Origin of the sequence: Pseudomonas sp. S32, assembly GCF_016648095.1 — a bacterium.
GTDB lineage: Bacteria > Pseudomonadota > Gammaproteobacteria > Pseudomonadales > Pseudomonadaceae > Aquipseudomonas > Aquipseudomonas parafulva.
On the sequence record NZ_JACVVF010000021.1, the window covers coordinates 1 to 17,998 of the forward strand.

A 17,998-nucleotide genomic window follows, 5' to 3' on the forward strand; every position below is an offset into this window, starting at 1 on the left:
CACCTTTAGCATCACGCTGAATCCAGCCCAAGCCAACGGCGAATTGCTGGACGTAGTCGCCATCGAAAACGGCCTGTCTTCCCTGCCTGCCCAAATCACAGCCCCCGACATCACACCCCCGGCCACCCCAAGCGAACTGGCGATCAATGCAGATGGCACCCAGGTAAGTGGGCGCGGCGAGCCGGGCAGTACCATCCGAGTCCTGGCTGCCGACGGCACCACGGTGCTAGGCAGCGTCGTGGTGGGTGCCACCGGCAGCTTCAGCGTCACCCTGGCCCCGCCACAAGTGAATGGCGAGGTGTTGCAAGTGACTGCCACCGATGGCGCCGGCAACGTCTCCGGCGCAGGCAGCATCACCGCCCCGGATATCGATGGCGGCGACACCACCCCGCCGCTCGCGCCGACTGACCTGGTCATCGGCTTGGCCGGTGCCCTGCTGAGCGGCCGAGGCGAAGCCGGCGCCACGGTGCAAGTGCGTGACACCCAAGGCAACCTGCTGGTCAGCGGCAGCGTCAACGCGGATGGCACGTTCCAGCTCACTCTCGACCCTTCAGTAAGGGATGGCAGCAGCCTGCAAGTCGTGCTCACCGATGCCGCAGGCAATGTTTCGCCACCGGCAACGGTGGTCAGCCCAGACTTGCAAGCCCCGGCACAGCCAACCGACCTTGCCCTGGACGCTGGGGCCACTTTTACCGGCCGCGGTGAACCTGGCGCCACCGTAGAGGTACGCACAGCGGCCGGCGTATTGGTCGGCACCGGCAGCGTTGCAGCAGACGGCACCTTCAGCCTTACCCTGTCGCCAACTCAAGCCAAAGGTGAAGTGCTGGACGTACGCCTGGTGGACGCCGCTGGCAACCGCTCTGCGCCACTGCAGTTCGACGCCCCGGACATCACCCCGCCAGCCCCCGTCAGCAACATCGTGGTCGGCAACGCCGGCCTCACCCTGAGCGGTCGCGGCGAAGCCGGCGCGTCTATCGAAGTGCGCGATGGCAATGGTGCGCTAATCGGCAGCGGCGTGGTGGGTGTCAACGGCACATTCCTGCTCAACCTTGACACGCCTGCCCTGCCAGGCGCGCAATTGACGCTCGTGCAGACCGACCCCAGCGGCAATGCTTCTCAGGCGCTGGTGTTCGAGGTACCGACCCTGCCGACGCCTGCCAGCCCAACTGGCCTGGTCGTTGCCGAAGACGGCAGCAGCATCAGCGGCACTGCCCCTGCTGGCAGCCGCGTGCAAGTACGCGATGCCGATGGCACGCTGGTAGGCAGTGTGGTGGTTGGGGCCGAAGGCACCTTCACCGTCCCCCTTCAACCTGCCCAGGCCAACGGTCAGTTGCTGGACGTGGTGGCCGTCGACAGCAATGGCGCCGCGTCGCTGCCCGTACAGATCACAGCGCCGGACATCACCCCGCCACAGGAACCCGGTCAGCTGCTGGTCAGCGCTGACGGCAGTGTAGTGACAGGCCGCGCGGAGGCCGGCAGTACCGTACGCGTACTCGCGGCGGACGGCGTCACGGTATTGGGCTCGGCTGTGGTGGCTGCCACCGGCGCCTTCAGCATCGGCCTGACACCTGCGCAGGTGGCGGGCGAGCAATTGCAGGTCACGGCCACCGACACGGCGGGCAACACCTCCGCCCCCGGGTTGGTGACTGCGCCGACCATCGACACCGGCATCGATACCACCCCGCCCCAACCTGCAACAGACCTGGCCATCAGTGCCAACGGCGGCACCGTCTCGGGCCGTGGCGAAGCAGGCACCACCGTGCAGGTGCGCAATGATCAGGGGCAGTTGCTGGCAAGCGCGACCGTGCAGGCCGACGGCGGTTTCGTGGTGCAGCTGCAGCCGCCAGTGGTGGACGGTTCTGCGCTGCAGGTCACCCTGACCGATGCGGCAGGCAACGTGTCCACGCCGGTTTCGCTGAGCGCACCCGACCAGGTGCCGCCTGCGCAGCCAACTGACCTGGTACTCAGTGCGGGCGTCACCCTGACCGGCACAGCCGAAGCCGGCGCGCGGGTCGAGGTGCGCGACGCAGCAGGCAACCTGATCGGCAATGCCATCGTGCAAGGCTCAGGCACGTTCAGCCTCACGCTGACTCCGCCGCAGGCCAATGGCGAGGCACTGTCGATTACCGTGACCGACGCTGCCGGCAATACCTCACTGCCATTGGCCTACACCGCCCCGGACATCACCCCACCGGCCGCCATTACCGATGTGGTCGCCGGCGCCGGAAGCCTTGCCGTTGCCGGGCACGGCGAAGCGGGTGCCACGGTGCAGGTACGCAATACCAATGGCGACGTGCTGGGCACCGCCACGGTGGCTGCCAATGGCACCTTCGTCGTGAACCTGGGTACTGCGCTGATTGCAGGCGAGGCCCTGGTGCTGGTGCAAACCGACGCTGCTGGCAACACGTCCATTGCCACCAATGTGACCGTGCCACAGGCGCCGATACCAGCCAGCCCGAGTGCAATTGTGGTGGCCGCTGACGGTAGCAGCGTCAGCGGTACCGCGCCGGCCAATAGCCAAGTCGAAGTGCGCGACGCCCAGGGCACCCTGCTGGGCAGCGCCCAAGCCGGCGCCAACGGCGATTTCACCCTCGGCCTGCAACCGCCGCAGGCCAACGGTGAAACCCTGGACGTGGTAGCCATCGATAACGGTGGCAACCGCTCCCTGCCGGTGCAAGTGATTGCCCCGGACATCACCGCCCCCAGCGAGCCGACCGACCTGCAACTGAGCGCCAATGGCAGCGTGCTGACCGGCCGCGGTGAGGCCGGCACCACCGTCGAGGTCACCGATGCCCAGGGCACGCTGCTGGGTACGGCGCAGGTAGGCGCCAACGGCGTGATCAGCGTGCAACTGACCCCGCCACAAACCGATGGCCAGGTACTTGAAGTGGTGCTCCGCGATGCCGCCGGCAACAGCTCGAGCACTACTGTTACCGCACCCGACCTGGACGGCCCGCTACAGCCGTCGGGTTTGAGTATCGACACTGCCGGCCTGCACCTCACCGGGGTGGGCCAGGTTGGGTCGATCATCACCGTGCGCGCTGCAAATGGCGCTGTACTGGGTGTCACCACCGTCGGCGCCGATGGCCGCTTCGATGTCACCCTTGCAGCCGCGCAGCGCAATGGTGAAAACCTCACCGTCGAGGCGACCGACAGCCTGGGCAACAGCGCCGGGCCAGTGCCCTTCACGGCGCCCGATACCACACCACCGCTAGCCGTCACCGGTGCGGCGATCAACGGCGAAGGCAGCGTGGTCACAGGCACTGGCGAGCCAGGTGCGACAGTGAGCGTGCGCGCCCCGGACGGCACCGTACTTGGCACTGCCCAGGTGGGCGCCAACGGCGCCTTCGAAGTAGCACTGGTGCCCCCGCAGACCAACGGCCAGATGCTGAGCATCGAGCAGCGTGACCTGGCCGGCAACCTGTCTGTGGCCGTTGACCTGATGGCGCCCGACAACGAGCTACCGGCAGTGCCCGGTGAACTCACCCTGACCGCCGATGGCGTGTTCCTGGCCGGCATCGGCGAACCGGGTGCACGGGTTACCGTCACCGGCAGCGCTGGCGCGACCCTCGGTACCGCCGTGGTGCAGGCAGATGGCAGCTTCAGCGTTACCCTGTCACCGCCCCAGCTCAACGGGCAGACCCTGTCGGTGACCCAGGCGGACCCTGCTGGCAACCTCTCACCTGCAGGCACCCTCATCGCGCCAGACCTGGAGCCACCTTTGCCAGCAGATGGGCTGGCGCTGAACCTGGCTGGCACACTGTTGACCGGCCAGGGTGAAGCCGGGACTACCGTGGAAGTACGCAGTGCGAGTGGTACCTTGCTGGGCAGCGTGCAAGTAGATGCACAGGGCAACTTCGAGGTGTCACTCACCCCGCCACAAACCAACGGCGAAGTGTTGTCGGTGGTGTTGAGCGACAGCCAGGGCAATGTCTCCCCCTCGGCCACGTTCATCGCCGATGACATCACCCCACCCGCCACTGCCACCGGCCTTGCGATCAATCCGGGTGGTGACGCCCTGCAGGGCATCGGCGAGCCTGGTGCCACAGTAGAAGTGCGCAATGCCAACGGAGACGTATTGGGCAGTGTGCAGGTGCCGGCAGGTGGCAACTTCACGGTGCCGCTGTCGCCCGCCCAGCTGGATGGACAGTTGCTGAACGTGGTGTTGGTAGACGCTGCCGGCAACCCATCGCAACCTGGGCAGATCACCGCCCCCGACATCACCCCGCCTCAACTGCCTACCGGCGTGCAAGTGAGCGAAGACGGCATCGGGGTCTCCGGCAGTGCGCCGGGCGCAGCGACCGTGACCGTACGCGACAGCACCGGCCTGGAAATCACCGTGCCGGTCACTGGCGACGGCAGCTTCAGCGTCCCTCTGCCGACTCCGCTACTCAATGGTGAGCCGCTGACTGTAGTGGTCACCGACCAAGCGGGCAACGCCACCGCCCCCATCACCGTTACCGCCCCGGACACCACCCCACCGCTGCCGGCGACCGATGTCACCATCAGCCCCGATGGCGCTGTGGTAGGCGGCGGCGCCGAGCCTGGCAGCACGGTGGTTATCCGTAACCCCGATGGCAGCGAGCGCGGCAGTGAAACCGTGAGTGCAGATGGCACCTTCGTGGTACCGGTAGTGCCGCCGCTGACGGCTGGCGAAACCGTGAACGTGGTGGTGGTCGACCCGGCAGGCAACGCCTCTCCCAATGTGCCGCTGGCAGGCCCGACCGGCAATGAACTGGCCACCCCGAGCGGCCTGGCTATCAGCGCCGACGGGTTCCTGCTGACCGGCCAAGGCACCGTGGGGTCGCTGATTACCGTAACCTCGGCAGGGGCAACCCTCGGCACCGCCACAGTGGGCAGTGATGGCATCTTCCGCGTGTTCTTCCTGAATGCGCAGCTCAACGCCCAGACGTTGCACGTGACCGCTCGCGCCAGCGCAGGCGGGCAGCCTTCGGTGCCTGCCACCGTAGTGGCAGAAGACACTACGGCGCCGGACGCCCCCACCGCCATTGCAATCGACCGGATTGGCAGCACGCTGACCGGCCAAGGTGAGGTCGGCGCCACTGTCAGGGTCATGGATGGCCAGGGCAACCTGTTGGGTACGGCGACCGTGGGCGCCAACGGCTTGTTCACGGTCAACTTGGTCCCTGCGGTGGTCAACGCACAGAACCTGGTCGTGACCCAGGCCGATGCTGCCGGCAACGTGTCGCTGGCCGCTACCTTGCAGGCACCCGATCTGCAGGCCCCACCGGCCGCCAGCAACCTTAGCCTCAACAGTGCCGCCACTGTGCTCAGCGGGCAAGGCGAGGCCGGCGCCACCGTCACGGTACGTGATGCCAGCGGCGCCGTGCTGGCTACCGGTACGGTCAACCAAAGCGGGCAGTTCCAAATCACCCTGCCCAGCGCCCAAACCACCGGCAGTGCCCTGCAGGTGACCCTGAGCGATGCTGCGGGTAACGTGTCCGGCCCTGCCAGCGTGCTGACGCCCGACCGCACTCCGCCTGCGGCGGTGGGCAACCCGCAGCTGAGCCTGGATGGCCGGCAGTTGTCCGGCAGCGGTGAGCCAGGCGCCACAGTGCAGGTGCGCAACGCCTCCGGCGCCGTACTGGGCACTGCCAGCGTGGGTACCGATGGCCGCTTCACTGTGGTGTTCGATACGCCGCAGGTCAGTGGCCAGGCGATTGGGGTAACCCAGGTAGACGCAGCCGGCAATACGTCGACCGCCGTCACGCTGCTCACCCCGGACCTGACCCCGCCCGCTGCGCTGACCAACGTAGCCCTGAACAACAATGGCCTGACCCTCACCGGCCTGGGTGAAGCAGGCGCCACGGTTACCGTGCGCGGCATCGACGGCACCATCATCGGTACCGGCCTGGTCGCGGCCAATGGCAGTTTCACCCTGACCCTGGATAGCGCCCAGCTCAATGCCCAGCGCCTGAGCGTGACCCAGACCGACGCCGGCAACAACACCTCGCCCGCCGTGGCGATCACCGCACCGGACTTCACGCCACCGGCTGCGCCCGCCAATCTGCTGTTGGCGGCCAGTGGGTTGCAACTCACCGGCAGTGCCGAGGCAGGCAGCACGGTGGCCGTGCGCGATGCCACTGGCAGTGTCCTGGGCTCTGCTCGGGTGGCCAGCAACGGCACCTTCCAGATCACCCTGGATACGCCACAGACCAACGGGCAGACCTTACAGGTAACGGCGACCGATGCCGCAGGCAATGTGTCGCCCGTGGCCACCTATACGGCCCTGGACACCACGCCGCCAGCAGCGGTGACCAACCTGGCCGTGTCGGCCGACGGCACCTCCCTGGTAGGCCATGGTGAAGTGGGGGCCACGGTCAGGGTCAGCGCCGCCGACGGCACCCTGCTGGGCACTGCCCAGGTCGCAGCGGATGGCCGCTTCAGCGTCACCCTCGACCCAGCCGCGCCTGTAGGCACGCTCTTGAGCGTGGTGCAGGCCGATGCGGCGCAGAACCTCTCGGTTGCCCAGACCATCACCGCACCTGGCGTGCTTGCACCGCAGACACCCGAAAACCTGACGCTGGCCGCCAACGGCCTGTCGGTATCGGGCACGGCCGCCAGTGGCACCACGGTCAGGGTCTATGGCTCCAACGATGAATTGCTGGGCAGTGGCCAGGTAGCCAACGATGGAACCTTCACCGTCAACCTGGGCAGCGCCCAGGCCAACGGCGAGGTGCTGCGGGTAGACGCGCTCGGCACCGATGGTGCGGTATCGCTGCCTGCAACCCTGCAGGCCTCTGACACCACTGCGCCGCAACCGCTGAGTGCACTGGTGCTTTCCAACGACGGCCTGGTACTGACCGGCCTCGGTGAGCCCGGTGCAACCGTGACCATTACCGGCGCAGGCGGCGTCGACCTCGGCACCGCTGTGGTGACCGCCGATGGCCGCTTCAGCGCCACCCTGCTGGTGGCCCAACTCAACGGCGAAGTGCTGAGCGCCAGCCAGACCGACGCGGCCGGTAACGAGTCCAACAGCGTCAGCCTGGTGGTGCCTGACCGCATCGCACCCGAGCCTGCCCAAGGCCTGGCATTTGCCGGCGGCGGTTCGCTGCTCAACGGCACGGGCGAGGCAGGCGCAGCGGTACGGGTATTGGCTGCCGACGGCAGTGTGCTGGGCACCTCGACCGTGCGCGGCGACGGCACCTTCCAGGTCAGCCTGGCGGCGCCCCAGGCCAATGGGCAGCAAGTGGAAGTGCTGCTCACCGATGCGGCCGGCAACCAGTCGCTCCCCAGCGTCATAACGGCACCGGACACCACACCGCCGGCTGCCCCCGGCGAGCTCGCCATCTCCAGCAACGGTGTCACCATTACGGGCCGTGGCGAAGCCGGCGCGCTGGTCACGGTGAAAAACGCCGAGGGTGAAACCCTTGGCAGCGCCACGGTAGACGCCAGCGGCCACTTCACCCTTGACCTCAACCCCGCGCTGAGCAATGCCGAATTGCTCAGCTTCACCCAGGCAGACGCTGCCGGTAACGTATCTGCAGTGGCGACCCTGCAAACGCCGGACTTCACCCCGCCTGACGCCCTCACCCAAGTCACCATCAACGCCGACGGCAGCGTGATCACCGGCCGGGGTGAGGCCGGCGCCACGGTCACCGTCAGCAACGCGGCCGGCGTACGGCTTGGCACGGGCACGGTGCTTGCCGATGGCAGCTTCCGCGTCGAACTTTCCCCTGCGCAAATCGACAACCAGGTGCTGTCGGTGCAACAGGCCGACCCACCCGGCAACGTCAGCGAACCGGTCAGCGTAGTGGCACCAGACCTGACCCCGCCGGCCGCAGCCACGGCGTTGCAGCTGAGCGTGGCGGGTGACACGCTGGGCGGTATCGGCGAACCGGGCGCCACCGTGCGGGTATTCGTCGGCACCACCCAGATCGGTACCGGCCAGGTGACACCAGCCGGCATCTTCACCGTGCAACTGGACGCCGCCCAGCTCAACGGCCAGGTGCTGCAGGTAACCCTGACCGACGCGGCGGGCAACGTCTCCCCCATCAGCAACCTCACAGCCCTGGACATCACCCCACCGGCTGCCGTGGTAGCCACCATCAACGACAGTGGTACCCAGGTGGTGGGCACGGCCGAGGCCGGCGCGCGCGTCACTGTGCTGAACAATGCAGGCGACCTGGTCGGTCAGGCCGTGGTGGCGGCTGACGGCACCTTCGTGTTGGCATTGGTGCCGGCACAGGTCAACGGCCAGACACTCTCGGTGATTGCCCAGGATGCCACCGGCAATCCATCACCGGCCCTGGCACTTGAGGCGCCTGACCTGACACCCCCGGTACAGCCGTCAAACCTGGTGCTGGCCCCCTTGGGCGCGACACTCACCGGTACTGCCGAGGCAGGCAGCACCATTAGCGTACGCGGCCCGAACGGTGCCGAAGTCGGTACTGTGCAAGTGCCCGAGGGCGGGGCCTTCACGGTTGCGCTGAACCCTCTGCAGAACAACGGCCAGTTGCTCACTATCGTGTCTACAGACGCGGCCGGCAACGAGTCGATACCCGCAACTCTGCAGGCCCGGGATACCTCCCCGCCTGCCCCCGTCACCGACCTGGCGGTGGACAACACGTTCACCGTGATCACGGGCCGTGGCGAACCTGGCGCCACCGTCACCATCAGCAAGAACAACCAGGTGATCGGCACTGGCGAGGTAAGCGAGGCAGGTACGTTCCAGATCGTCACGCAGCCAGCCGCAGGGTCGGTGGCCAGCCTGGTGATCTACCAGACCGACGCGGCGTCCAACACCTCTGCCAGCGTGACGTACATCACCCCCTTGGCAGCGCCACCGGTGCCGCCCACCAACGTGGTGCTGGCCGGCGACGGCCTGACGCTGACGGGCAACGCGCCTACCGGTACCGGCATTCGGGTTTACGATGCCGCGGGCAATCAGATCGGCGTGGGCGGTGCCACCCTCAACGGCGCCTTCAGCCTGCAACTGAATACGCCGCAACTGAACGGTCAGCAACTGACGGTAACCGCCGTGGCGCTGGTGGGGGGCGAATCGCAGCCAACCTTCGTGGTGGCAGCGGACATCACCCCACCGGCCAGCCCGGTGGTGATCGCACTGTCGCCCAATGGCCTGGTACTGACCGGCAGCGGCGAGGCAGGTGCCAACGTCACCGTGCGTGATGCCAGCAACGCCGTGCTGGGCACTGCGGTGGTGAATACCGCCGGCAACTTCAGCGTCAACCTGAATGCTGCCCAGTTGAACGGCCAGGTGTTGAGCCTGAGCCAGGCCGACCGAGCAGGCAACGTGTCTGCCAGCACCAGCTTCACCGCTGCCGACGTGCAGCCCCCCGCCGCCCCCACCAACGTTGCCATAAACGGCACAGGTACTGTACTGACCGGCAACGGTGAGGCGGGCGCTACCGTGACCGTGCAGGGCCCTGGTGGGCAGCTGGGCAGCGGCCTGGTGCAGGCCAATGGCGCCTTCAGCATTACCCTGACCACACCACAGAACGACGGCCAGTTGCTGGTGGTGCGCCAGGCCGATGCTGCTGGCAACCTGTCGGGCAGTGTCAGCCTGGCCGCCCCGGACACCACGCCACCGGCCGCACCCGTGGCCACCATCAACGCCCTGGGTACTGCGGTAAGCGGCTCTGGCCAGGTGGGTAGTACAGCCACCGTGCGCAACAGCGCAGGCACCGTGCTGGGTACCGCGACGGTGGGCAGCAACGGGCTGTTCGTGGTCAGCCTGGCCGCTGCGCAAATCGACAACCAGGCCCTCACGGTGACGCTCACCGACGGTGCGGGTAACGTCTCGACCAGCACTGCGCTGACCGCGCCAGACCTCACCCCGCCCGCCGCTGCCGGCAACCTGCAGTTCAGCGCCGACGGCAGCAGCCTGACCGGTACCGGTGAAGTGGGTGCCACGGTCACTGTACGCAGCGCCACCGGCACAGTGCTGCAGACCGGCACGGTGCAGGCCAACGGTACCTTCACCCTCACCCTGAACCCGCCACAGGACAACGGCCAAGTGGTGTCTGTCACCCTCAGCGACCCACGCGGTAACCTGTCCGGCAATGTCACCGTAACGGCCCCTGATGTGGATGCCAACGCGCCAGTCATTGCCAGCGACAACCTGGCCACCGCCGTGGTCAACCTGGCGCCGGTGGTGAGCACGCGGGTGTACCAGGACACGTTCAGCACCTTGCTCGCGGGCTTCAGCAAAACCTTCACCTGGACCGTTGCAGCCGGGACCACGGCTGACCCTACCCTGACACTGAGCACCGACAGCGCGCTGGCACTGCTGGACAACGCCACTTTCACCCTGCAGGTGAAGAATGCCAGCGGCAACTGGGTAACCCTGGCAACCGGCAACAGCCAGGGCCTGCTCGACCTGGTGCTGCTGCCGCTGGGCCAGGGCATACGCGTGGGCATCGGCGAACTGCTGGCCGGCGACTATCGGCTGACGGTAGGCAGCGGCGGTATCGGCCTGCTGACCACCGTGACGACCGCGCTGGAGGTGCAAACCACCAGCCTGACGCAGTTCACCGGTACCGGCACTGCCGCTTCGGGCAACGTGATTACCGATGTGGGCATTGACGGCAGCGTGGACGCGCGCGGCCCGGACAGCGAAGCGGTACTGCAGGTGCTCAAGGCCGGCAGCTACATCAGCGCAGGCAGCGCCACCACCGTGCAAGGGCTATACGGCACGCTGGTGATCCGTGGGGATGGCAGCTACACCTACACCCCCAACGGCAGCCCCGCCAGCGTTGGCAAGGTGGATGTGTTCAGCTACCAGCTGGTGCACCCCAACGGCAAGTCCGACACGGCCAACCTGTATGTGCGCATCGACAGCCCGCAGGCTACCGAAACCTGGAATGACAACAACTACGCAGCGCCTGCCACCGTGGTGGATGCGGTGAACGACGTAGACAACACCAACATCAGCCTGGTCAACCTGCAGACCTCCAGCAGTACCACCTTCGCGGCGCTGTCGCTGCCAGTGCTCGGCAGCCGCTCGGCAACCTACACCACCACCGTGGCGGCCAATACCTCCGCCGACCTGCAAGTGGTGCTCAACTCCACCAACCTGTTGGGCCTGCTCAATGGCACCACGCTGGAGCTGCTCAAGCTCAACCCCACTACCGGGCAGTACGTGACCGTGCAGACCGTGGCCGGTACCTCGCTGCTCAGCCTGCTGGGCGGGGGCGCCGGGTACACCTTCCAGAACCAGGGGGCGGGTACCTACCACGTGCGCGTAACGGCCGGCGGTATCGGCCTGCTCAGCTCGCTCACTACCACCGTCAATGCCACGGCCACTCACCTCAACGAGTTCGTGGTCGGCAACTACACGCCTGTGTCAGGCAACCTGCTGACAGACGGCGCGGGGGCAGACAACCTGGGCTCGCCACTGACGGTGCTCAGCGTGCTGACCGCAGCCAACACCTTCACCCTGCCCGGCTACAACGGTGCCAGCGTGCAGGGCACTTACGGCACCTTGGTGGTGTTTGCCGACGGCAGCTACAACTACACGCTCAACGCCGGGCTGACCTCGGCGGTGGTCGGCCAGAAAGAAACCTTCACCTACGAGCTGACCCACCCCAATGGCACCACCGACACGGCCACACTCACCATCAACCTGGACCCAGTCACCGGCTTCACCACCAGCAGTGCCTTGGTGGCAGATGCCAGTGACGAAGGAGTCGCGCTGAGCACCCTGGCGGCGGCTACCGCCGGTGAGGTGGCCGTCGACAGCGATGATGGCAGCAACACGGCGGTGGCCAGCCACGCGGATACTGGCACCCAGGTCACCCTGGATAACGGCTTCGTCAGCGTGGATACCGGCACCGGCAACGATGCCCTGCTGTGGGGCGGTGGCGATGCCAGCATCGACCTGGCCAACCTGGCCGGGCAGGTGCATGACCTGGAGGTGATCGACCTCAACGCTACCAGCGCCGTGGCGCTCACCCTCAGCCTGGCTGACGTGGTGGCGGTGACCGACAGCGCCAACGACACCCTGATCATCAAGGGTGACGAGCACGACACGGTGCTGATGACCGACACCTGGAACCGCATCGGCAACCACAGCCTGGACGGTATCGACTATAACCAATACACGGCCCAGGAGGACCCGAGCCATCAATTGTGGGTACAGAACGGTATTCATGTGGTTTGAGGCCGTTGCACACCCGCCGGGTTTACCCGGCGGCATGGATGATGATCAGCAGTAAGGACACTCAGTGAAGCGAAGCAGTGCGCTGTCACCGTTGTTGCTGGGGGCCTTCGGGCTCCTGGCCATGAACCTTTACCCGGCGGCCCAAGCCGCCGATGACCTGGACCCGACGTTGCGCCAGATTGGCCCATCGCTGTTACGTGATGCGCCAGGTGCCGTACCCACCCGCCCCGCCACAGGCATAGTGCCGGTAGCCAGCGCACAGCGCCTGGGGTTGTCCGATGCGGTGCTGCAGGCCGCGCAATGGCACCCGAGCATCGCCGAGGCCATCGGCGACCTCTACAAGCAGGGCGAGGGCATCAACGTCGCCCGAGCGGGTTATTACCCGCAGATTTCCGGTGGTATCCGCACCGGCTATGACACCGGCTATGGGGGTGACCGCAACAGCCAGGCGGTAAACCTTTCGCTCAAGCAGATGCTGTACGACTTCGGCAAGGTGGACCATGCGGTCAGCGCCGCCCAGGCCGCTGCCGCCCGTGCCCAGGCCAACATCCTGCTGGTAGTGGACGACCTGGCGCGCGATACCGCCTATGCCTGGATCGAGGCCCGCCGCTACGAGCAGTTGATCGCCATCGCCCGCGAGCAGATCCGCGGGGTCGGTGACATTGCCACCATGGCCCGTCAGCGCAGCGACATGGGTGCCAGTACCCGTTCCGACGTGGTGCAGGCCGAGTCCCGGGTGCAAAGCGCCCGCGCCGTGCTGGAAGAATACCGCTCGCAATACGAACGCTGGCGTTCCACCCTGGCCGCCTTGCTGGGGCGCGTCACGCCCGTGTCCCTCACCGAGCAGCCGCCCCCGGAACTGGCCCAGGCTTGCCAGCGCCCGGCACAGGGCGACGAGCGCCTGCCCGGTGTGCTGATGGCCCTCGCCCAGCGCGCTCAGGGCCAGGCCGAACTGGCCCAGGCCAAGGCCGAGGCTTACCCGACAGTGTCGTTGCAGCCGCAGGTCAACCACTACCTGGACAACGACTACAACCGCGACAACGGCCGCCTGGACCGAACCCAGGCCGGTATCTACCTGAACGTGGAGGTGCCTATCTACCAGGGCGGGGCCATCAGCGCGCGCACCCGGGCAGCCGGCTATGCGCTCACCGCCGCCGACTCCGCCGAAGACGCCGCCCGCCTGCAGGCGCGCCGTGGGCTGGCCGAGGCCATGGCGCAAACCTCCGGCCTGGGCCGCCGCCTGGGTTCGCTGGAAGCGCGCCAGGTCAGCATTCAGGAGGCGCGCATGCTGTACGGCCGCCAATACCTGGACCTGGGCACCCGGCCACTGCTCGACCTGCTGAACGCCGAGCAGGAAATCTACCAATCACGTTTCGAGCTGGCCGGCACCCGCTCCGATCTGCTGCGCCTGGACGTAGACTGCCTGTACAACACCGGCGCCCTGCGGGCCGCCCTGGGCCTTGAGGGGCGCAATCTGCAAGGTGTGGAGATCCAGCCATGAGCGACCCGATCAACGTGACGCTGCCTGAACAGGCCGCGGCCCCGGCACCCGCACCCCGCGCAGACCTGGGCCCGTGGCTTGAGGTGATGCTGCAGGTGGCCCACCACTACCGCCTGGACGTATCGCCCCAGCGTATCCGCCTGGCGGCTGACGAGGATGCCCGCCCGCTGGACGAAATCCTGCGCCACATGGCGCGCCAGGTGGGCCTGGCGCTGCGCTTCGTGCGCTTCGATGCCAAAGGGCTGCGTCAGTGGCGCACGCCGCTGGTGCTGGAGCTGGACGATGGCCAGCTGGCGGTGGTGGAGTCGGTCACCCAGGAAGACGAACTGGCCGTGGTGTTTGCCGGCGATCAAGGCCTCGCATCACGCCTGCCACGCGATACCCTGGTGGGCAGAATCACCCGCGTCGCCCTGCTGCGCCCGGCACGCCCGCTGCGCGACGTGCGCACCGACGACTACACCGCCCCCTACGACCGCCACTGGTTCGCCCGCATCGTGCTGCGCGACCTGCGCCCCTATGGCCAGGTGATGGTCGCCTCGCTGGTGGCCAATGTGCTGGCGCTGGCGGGTGTGCTGTTTTCCATGCAGGTGTACGACCGGGTGATCCCGGCCGAATCGCTGCCCACCCTGTACGTGCTGTTTGGTGGTGTGGTGCTGGCGCTGGTCTTCGACTTCAGCATGCGCCTGTTGCGGCTGAAGGTGACCGACCTGCTGGGCAAGCGTGCAGACCTGCGGGTGAGCGACCTGGTGTACGGGCATGCCCTGCGCCTGCGCAACTCGGTACGGCCCAAATCCACCGGCTCGTTCATCTCGCAATTGCGCGAGCTGGAGTCGGTGCGTGACCTGATCACCTCCAGCACGGCCACGGCGCTGGCCGACCTGCCCTTCTTCCTGTTGTTCCTGCTGGTGTTCTGGCTGATCGGCGGCGTGCTGGTGTTCGTGCCGCTGGTGGCCTTGCTGGCCATGGTGCTGCCTGGCCTGCTGGCGCAGCGGCGCCTGGCCCGGCTGGCCAATGCGTCGATGCGCGAGTCGTCGCTGCGCAATGCCATGCTGGTGGAAAGCGTGCAAGGCCTGGACGAAATCAAGGCACTGCAGGCCGAAGCGCGCTTCGAGCGGCAATGGAACCAGTACAACGCCGCCTGCGCCCACACCAACCTGCGCCTGCGCACACTCACCAATGGCCTGGTGGCCTGGACGCAGAACGTACAGGGCGCGGTGTTCGCCGTGGTCATCGTCATCGGCGCGCCCATGGTCATTGCCGGGGACCTCACCACCGGCAGCCTGGTGGCCGCGTCCATGCTGTCTTCGCGCATGATGGCCCCGCTGGCCCAGCTTACCCATGTGCTCACCCGCTGGCAGCAGGCCAAGGTGGCCCTGCAGGGGCTGGACAAGCTGATGCAGTCGCCCGTCGACCACCCGGAGGGTGAGGCACGGGTGCACCTGCCCGCCATTCGCGGGGAGTACAGCCTGCGCCAGGCCACCTTCCGCTACAGCGAAGACACCCCACCGGTGCTCAACATCGCCCGGCTGGACATTCGCCCAGGCGAACGCATTGCCGTGCTGGGCCGCAACGGTGCAGGCAAGTCGACACTGCTGCAGGCCCTTGCCGGCGCAATGGACCTGAGCCAGGGTGAAGTCAGCCTGGATGGCATCGCCATGGCCCACCTCGATCCTGCCGACCTGCGCCGCGACGTGGGGCTGCTGGCCCAGTACGCACGGCTGTTCCACGGCACCCTGCGGGAAAACCTCACCCTGGGGGCCGGCCAGGCCAGCGACCAGGAACTGGTGGCCGCGCTGGCTGCCACCGGCGCCCTGGACTTCGTGCGGCGCCTACCCAAAGGCATGGACCACCTGATCCTGGAGGGCGGGCTGGGGTTGTCTGGCGGCCAGCGCCAGGCCCTGGTGCTGTCGCGCCTGCTGGTGCGCCAGCCGCAGGTTCTGCTGCTGGATGAGCCGACCGCCTCGCTGGACGACATCACCGAACGCCGGCTGCTGGATAACCTGGACCGCTTCTGCCAGGGCCGCACCCTGGTGATCGCCACCCACCGCCTGAGCGTGCTGCAACGGGTGGACCGCATCGTGGTCCTCGATGGCGGGCGGGTCGTCATCGATGATGCGCGCGAAGCCGCGCTGGCCAAGCTGCAAGGAGCGCAGGCATGAGCAACCATGAACTCCCCGCCTCTTACCTCGATGGGCAGGACGACCAGGCGGTGTTCCGCGCCAGCCGCCTGATCACCTTGTGCGCACTGATGCTGGCGGCGTTCCTGGCCTGGGCGGCCTGGTTCGAAGTAACCGAAGTATCCACCGGTACTGGCAAGGTCATCCCCAGTTCGCGGGAGCAGGTGATCCAGTCGTTCGAAGGCGGCATCGTCGCGCAGATGAGTGTGGCCGAAGGCGACCTGGTCGAGCGCGGCCAGGTGCTGGCCCAGCTCGACCCAACCAAGACGGCCTCCAGCGTAGGCGAGAGCGAGGCCAAGTACCGCGCGGCAAAGGCCAGCCAGGCGCGCCTGCAGGCAGAGGTCACTGGCAAGCCCCTAGTGTTCCCGCCCGGCTTGCGCGAATCGCCGGAGCTGATCGATGCCGAAACCGCGCTGTACCAGACCCGCCGCCGTGGCCTGGAGCAGACCCTGGCCGGCATCGAGGACTCGCTGCGGCTGGTGCGCAGCGAGCTGAAAATCACCGAAAACCTGGCCAAGATGGGCGCTTCCAGCCGGGTGGAGGTGATCCGCCTGAACCGCCAGCGCTCGGAACTGGAACTCAAGGCCACCGAAGCGCGGTCGGACTACCTGGTGCGCGCCAGGGAAGAACTGGCCAAGGCCAGCGCCGAGGCCGACAGTTTGTCGGAGGTCATTCGTGGGCGCAGCGATTCGCTCACCCGCCTGACGCTGCGCTCGCCGGTGCGCGGTATCGTCAAGGACATCGAGGTCAACACCTTGGGCGGCGTGGTGCAGCCGGGCGGCCAGGTGATGAAGATCGTGCCGATGGACGAACGCCTGCTGATCGAAACCCGCATCGCACCGCGCGACATCGCCTTCATCCACCCAGACCAGCAGGCCAAGGTAAAGATCAGCGCCTATGACTATTCGGTGTATGGCGGCCTGGAAGGCAAGGTGGTGGGGATCTCGCCCGATACCCTGCAGGACGAGGTAAAACCGGAAATCTACTACTACCGGGTGTTCATCCGCACCGAGCAGGACAGCCTGCAGAACAAGGCTGGCAAGCACTTTGCGATCGTGCCGGGGATGATTGCCACGGTGGATATCCGCACCGGCGAAAAGACCATCCTCGACTACCTGATCAAGCCGCTCAACCGGGCCAAGGAGGCGTTGCGCGAACGTTAGTCAATCCACCCCTAAAGCCTGCACGGAACAGGCCGATAGCCTGTTATCCCCTGTTCGCCACCGAAGGTCACCATGGCCACGCAAAATGCCCGCGCGGACGCTTTGTCCCTGCTGCTGTTCACCCTGCGCAGCGGCAAGCTGATGGCAATCAACCTGCTCAAGGTCAGCGAAATCATCCCCTGCCCGGCGCTGACCAAGCTGCCTGAATCGCACCCGCACGTGAAGGGCGTGGCCACCTTGCGTGGCCACCCGCTGTCGGTCATCGACCTGTCCCGCGCCATCGGCGAGATGCCGCTGGCCGACCCGAACGGTGGCTGCCTCATCGTCACCGAGATCAGCCGCTCGCGCCAGGGCCTGCACGTGCAGGCGGTAAGCCGCATCGTGCATTGCCTGAGCACCGACATCAAACCCCCGCCCTTCGGCTCGGGCAACCGCTCGTTCATCACCGGTGTAACGCGGGTGGATAACGCCCTGGTACAGGTACTGGACATCGAAAAAGTCATCCACGGCATCGCCCCGCCTGCGCCGGAGCCTCACCCAGGCGGGCTCAGCGAGGAAGATGCCAGCCTGCTGGCCGCTGCCAATATTCTGGTGGTGGACGACAGCAACGTGGCCCTGCAGCAGTCGGTGCATACCCTGCGCAACCTGGGCATCGAATGCCGCACCGCGCGCAGTGCCAAGGACGCCATCAACGTGCTGCTGGAACTGCAAGGCACGGCGCAGGAAATCAACATCATCGTCTCGGACATCGAGATGAGCGAAATGGACGGCTACGCGTTCACCCGCACCTTGCGCCAGACCCCGGACTTTCAACACCTCTACGTATTGCTGCACACCTCGCTGGACAGCGCCATGAGCAGCGAGAAGGCGACCCAGGCCGGGGCCAACGCCATCCTTACCAAATTTTCTTCCCCGGAGCTGACCGACTGCCTGGTGGTGGCGGCGCGGGCCGTGGTGTTCGCCGAGCGCTGACCGGCTGCGGCCACACCCGACTTGCCGTCGGGTGTGACTGGGG

5 protein-coding genes are annotated in these 17,998 nt (G+C 66.9%); all 5 read left to right on the forward strand.

All coding sequences use genetic code 11. The annotated features are described in order from the left end of the window. On the forward strand, nucleotides 1-12,142 hold a 12,142-nt coding region (locus tag IAE38_RS13370; protein WP_201217948.1), incomplete at its 5' end, for a BapA/Bap/LapF family large adhesin. Between the two features lie 64 nt (nucleotides 12,143-12,206). Further along, nucleotides 12,207-13,643, forward strand: coding sequence for a TolC family outer membrane protein (locus IAE38_RS13375; RefSeq protein ID WP_201217949.1), 1,437 nt, complete (start codon nucleotides 12,207-12,209; stop codon nucleotides 13,641-13,643). Further along, a complete protein-coding gene (locus IAE38_RS13380; RefSeq protein WP_201217951.1) occupies nucleotides 13,640-15,802 on the forward strand; it encodes a type I secretion system permease/ATPase in 2,163 nt (720 codons plus the stop codon). The genes IAE38_RS13375 and IAE38_RS13380 overlap by 4 nt, the downstream gene beginning before the upstream one ends. Next, a complete protein-coding gene (locus IAE38_RS13385; RefSeq protein ID WP_201213837.1) occupies nucleotides 15,799-16,983 on the forward strand; it encodes an HlyD family type I secretion periplasmic adaptor subunit in 1,185 nt (394 codons plus the stop codon). Before IAE38_RS13380 ends, IAE38_RS13385 begins: the two co-directional genes overlap by 4 nt. 72 nt (nucleotides 16,984-17,055) lie before the next feature. Continuing rightward, nucleotides 17,056-17,955, forward strand: coding sequence for a chemotaxis protein (locus tag IAE38_RS13390; protein ID WP_028631630.1), 900 nt, complete (start codon nucleotides 17,056-17,058; stop codon nucleotides 17,953-17,955). Nucleotides 17,956-17,998 lie beyond the last annotated feature (43 nt).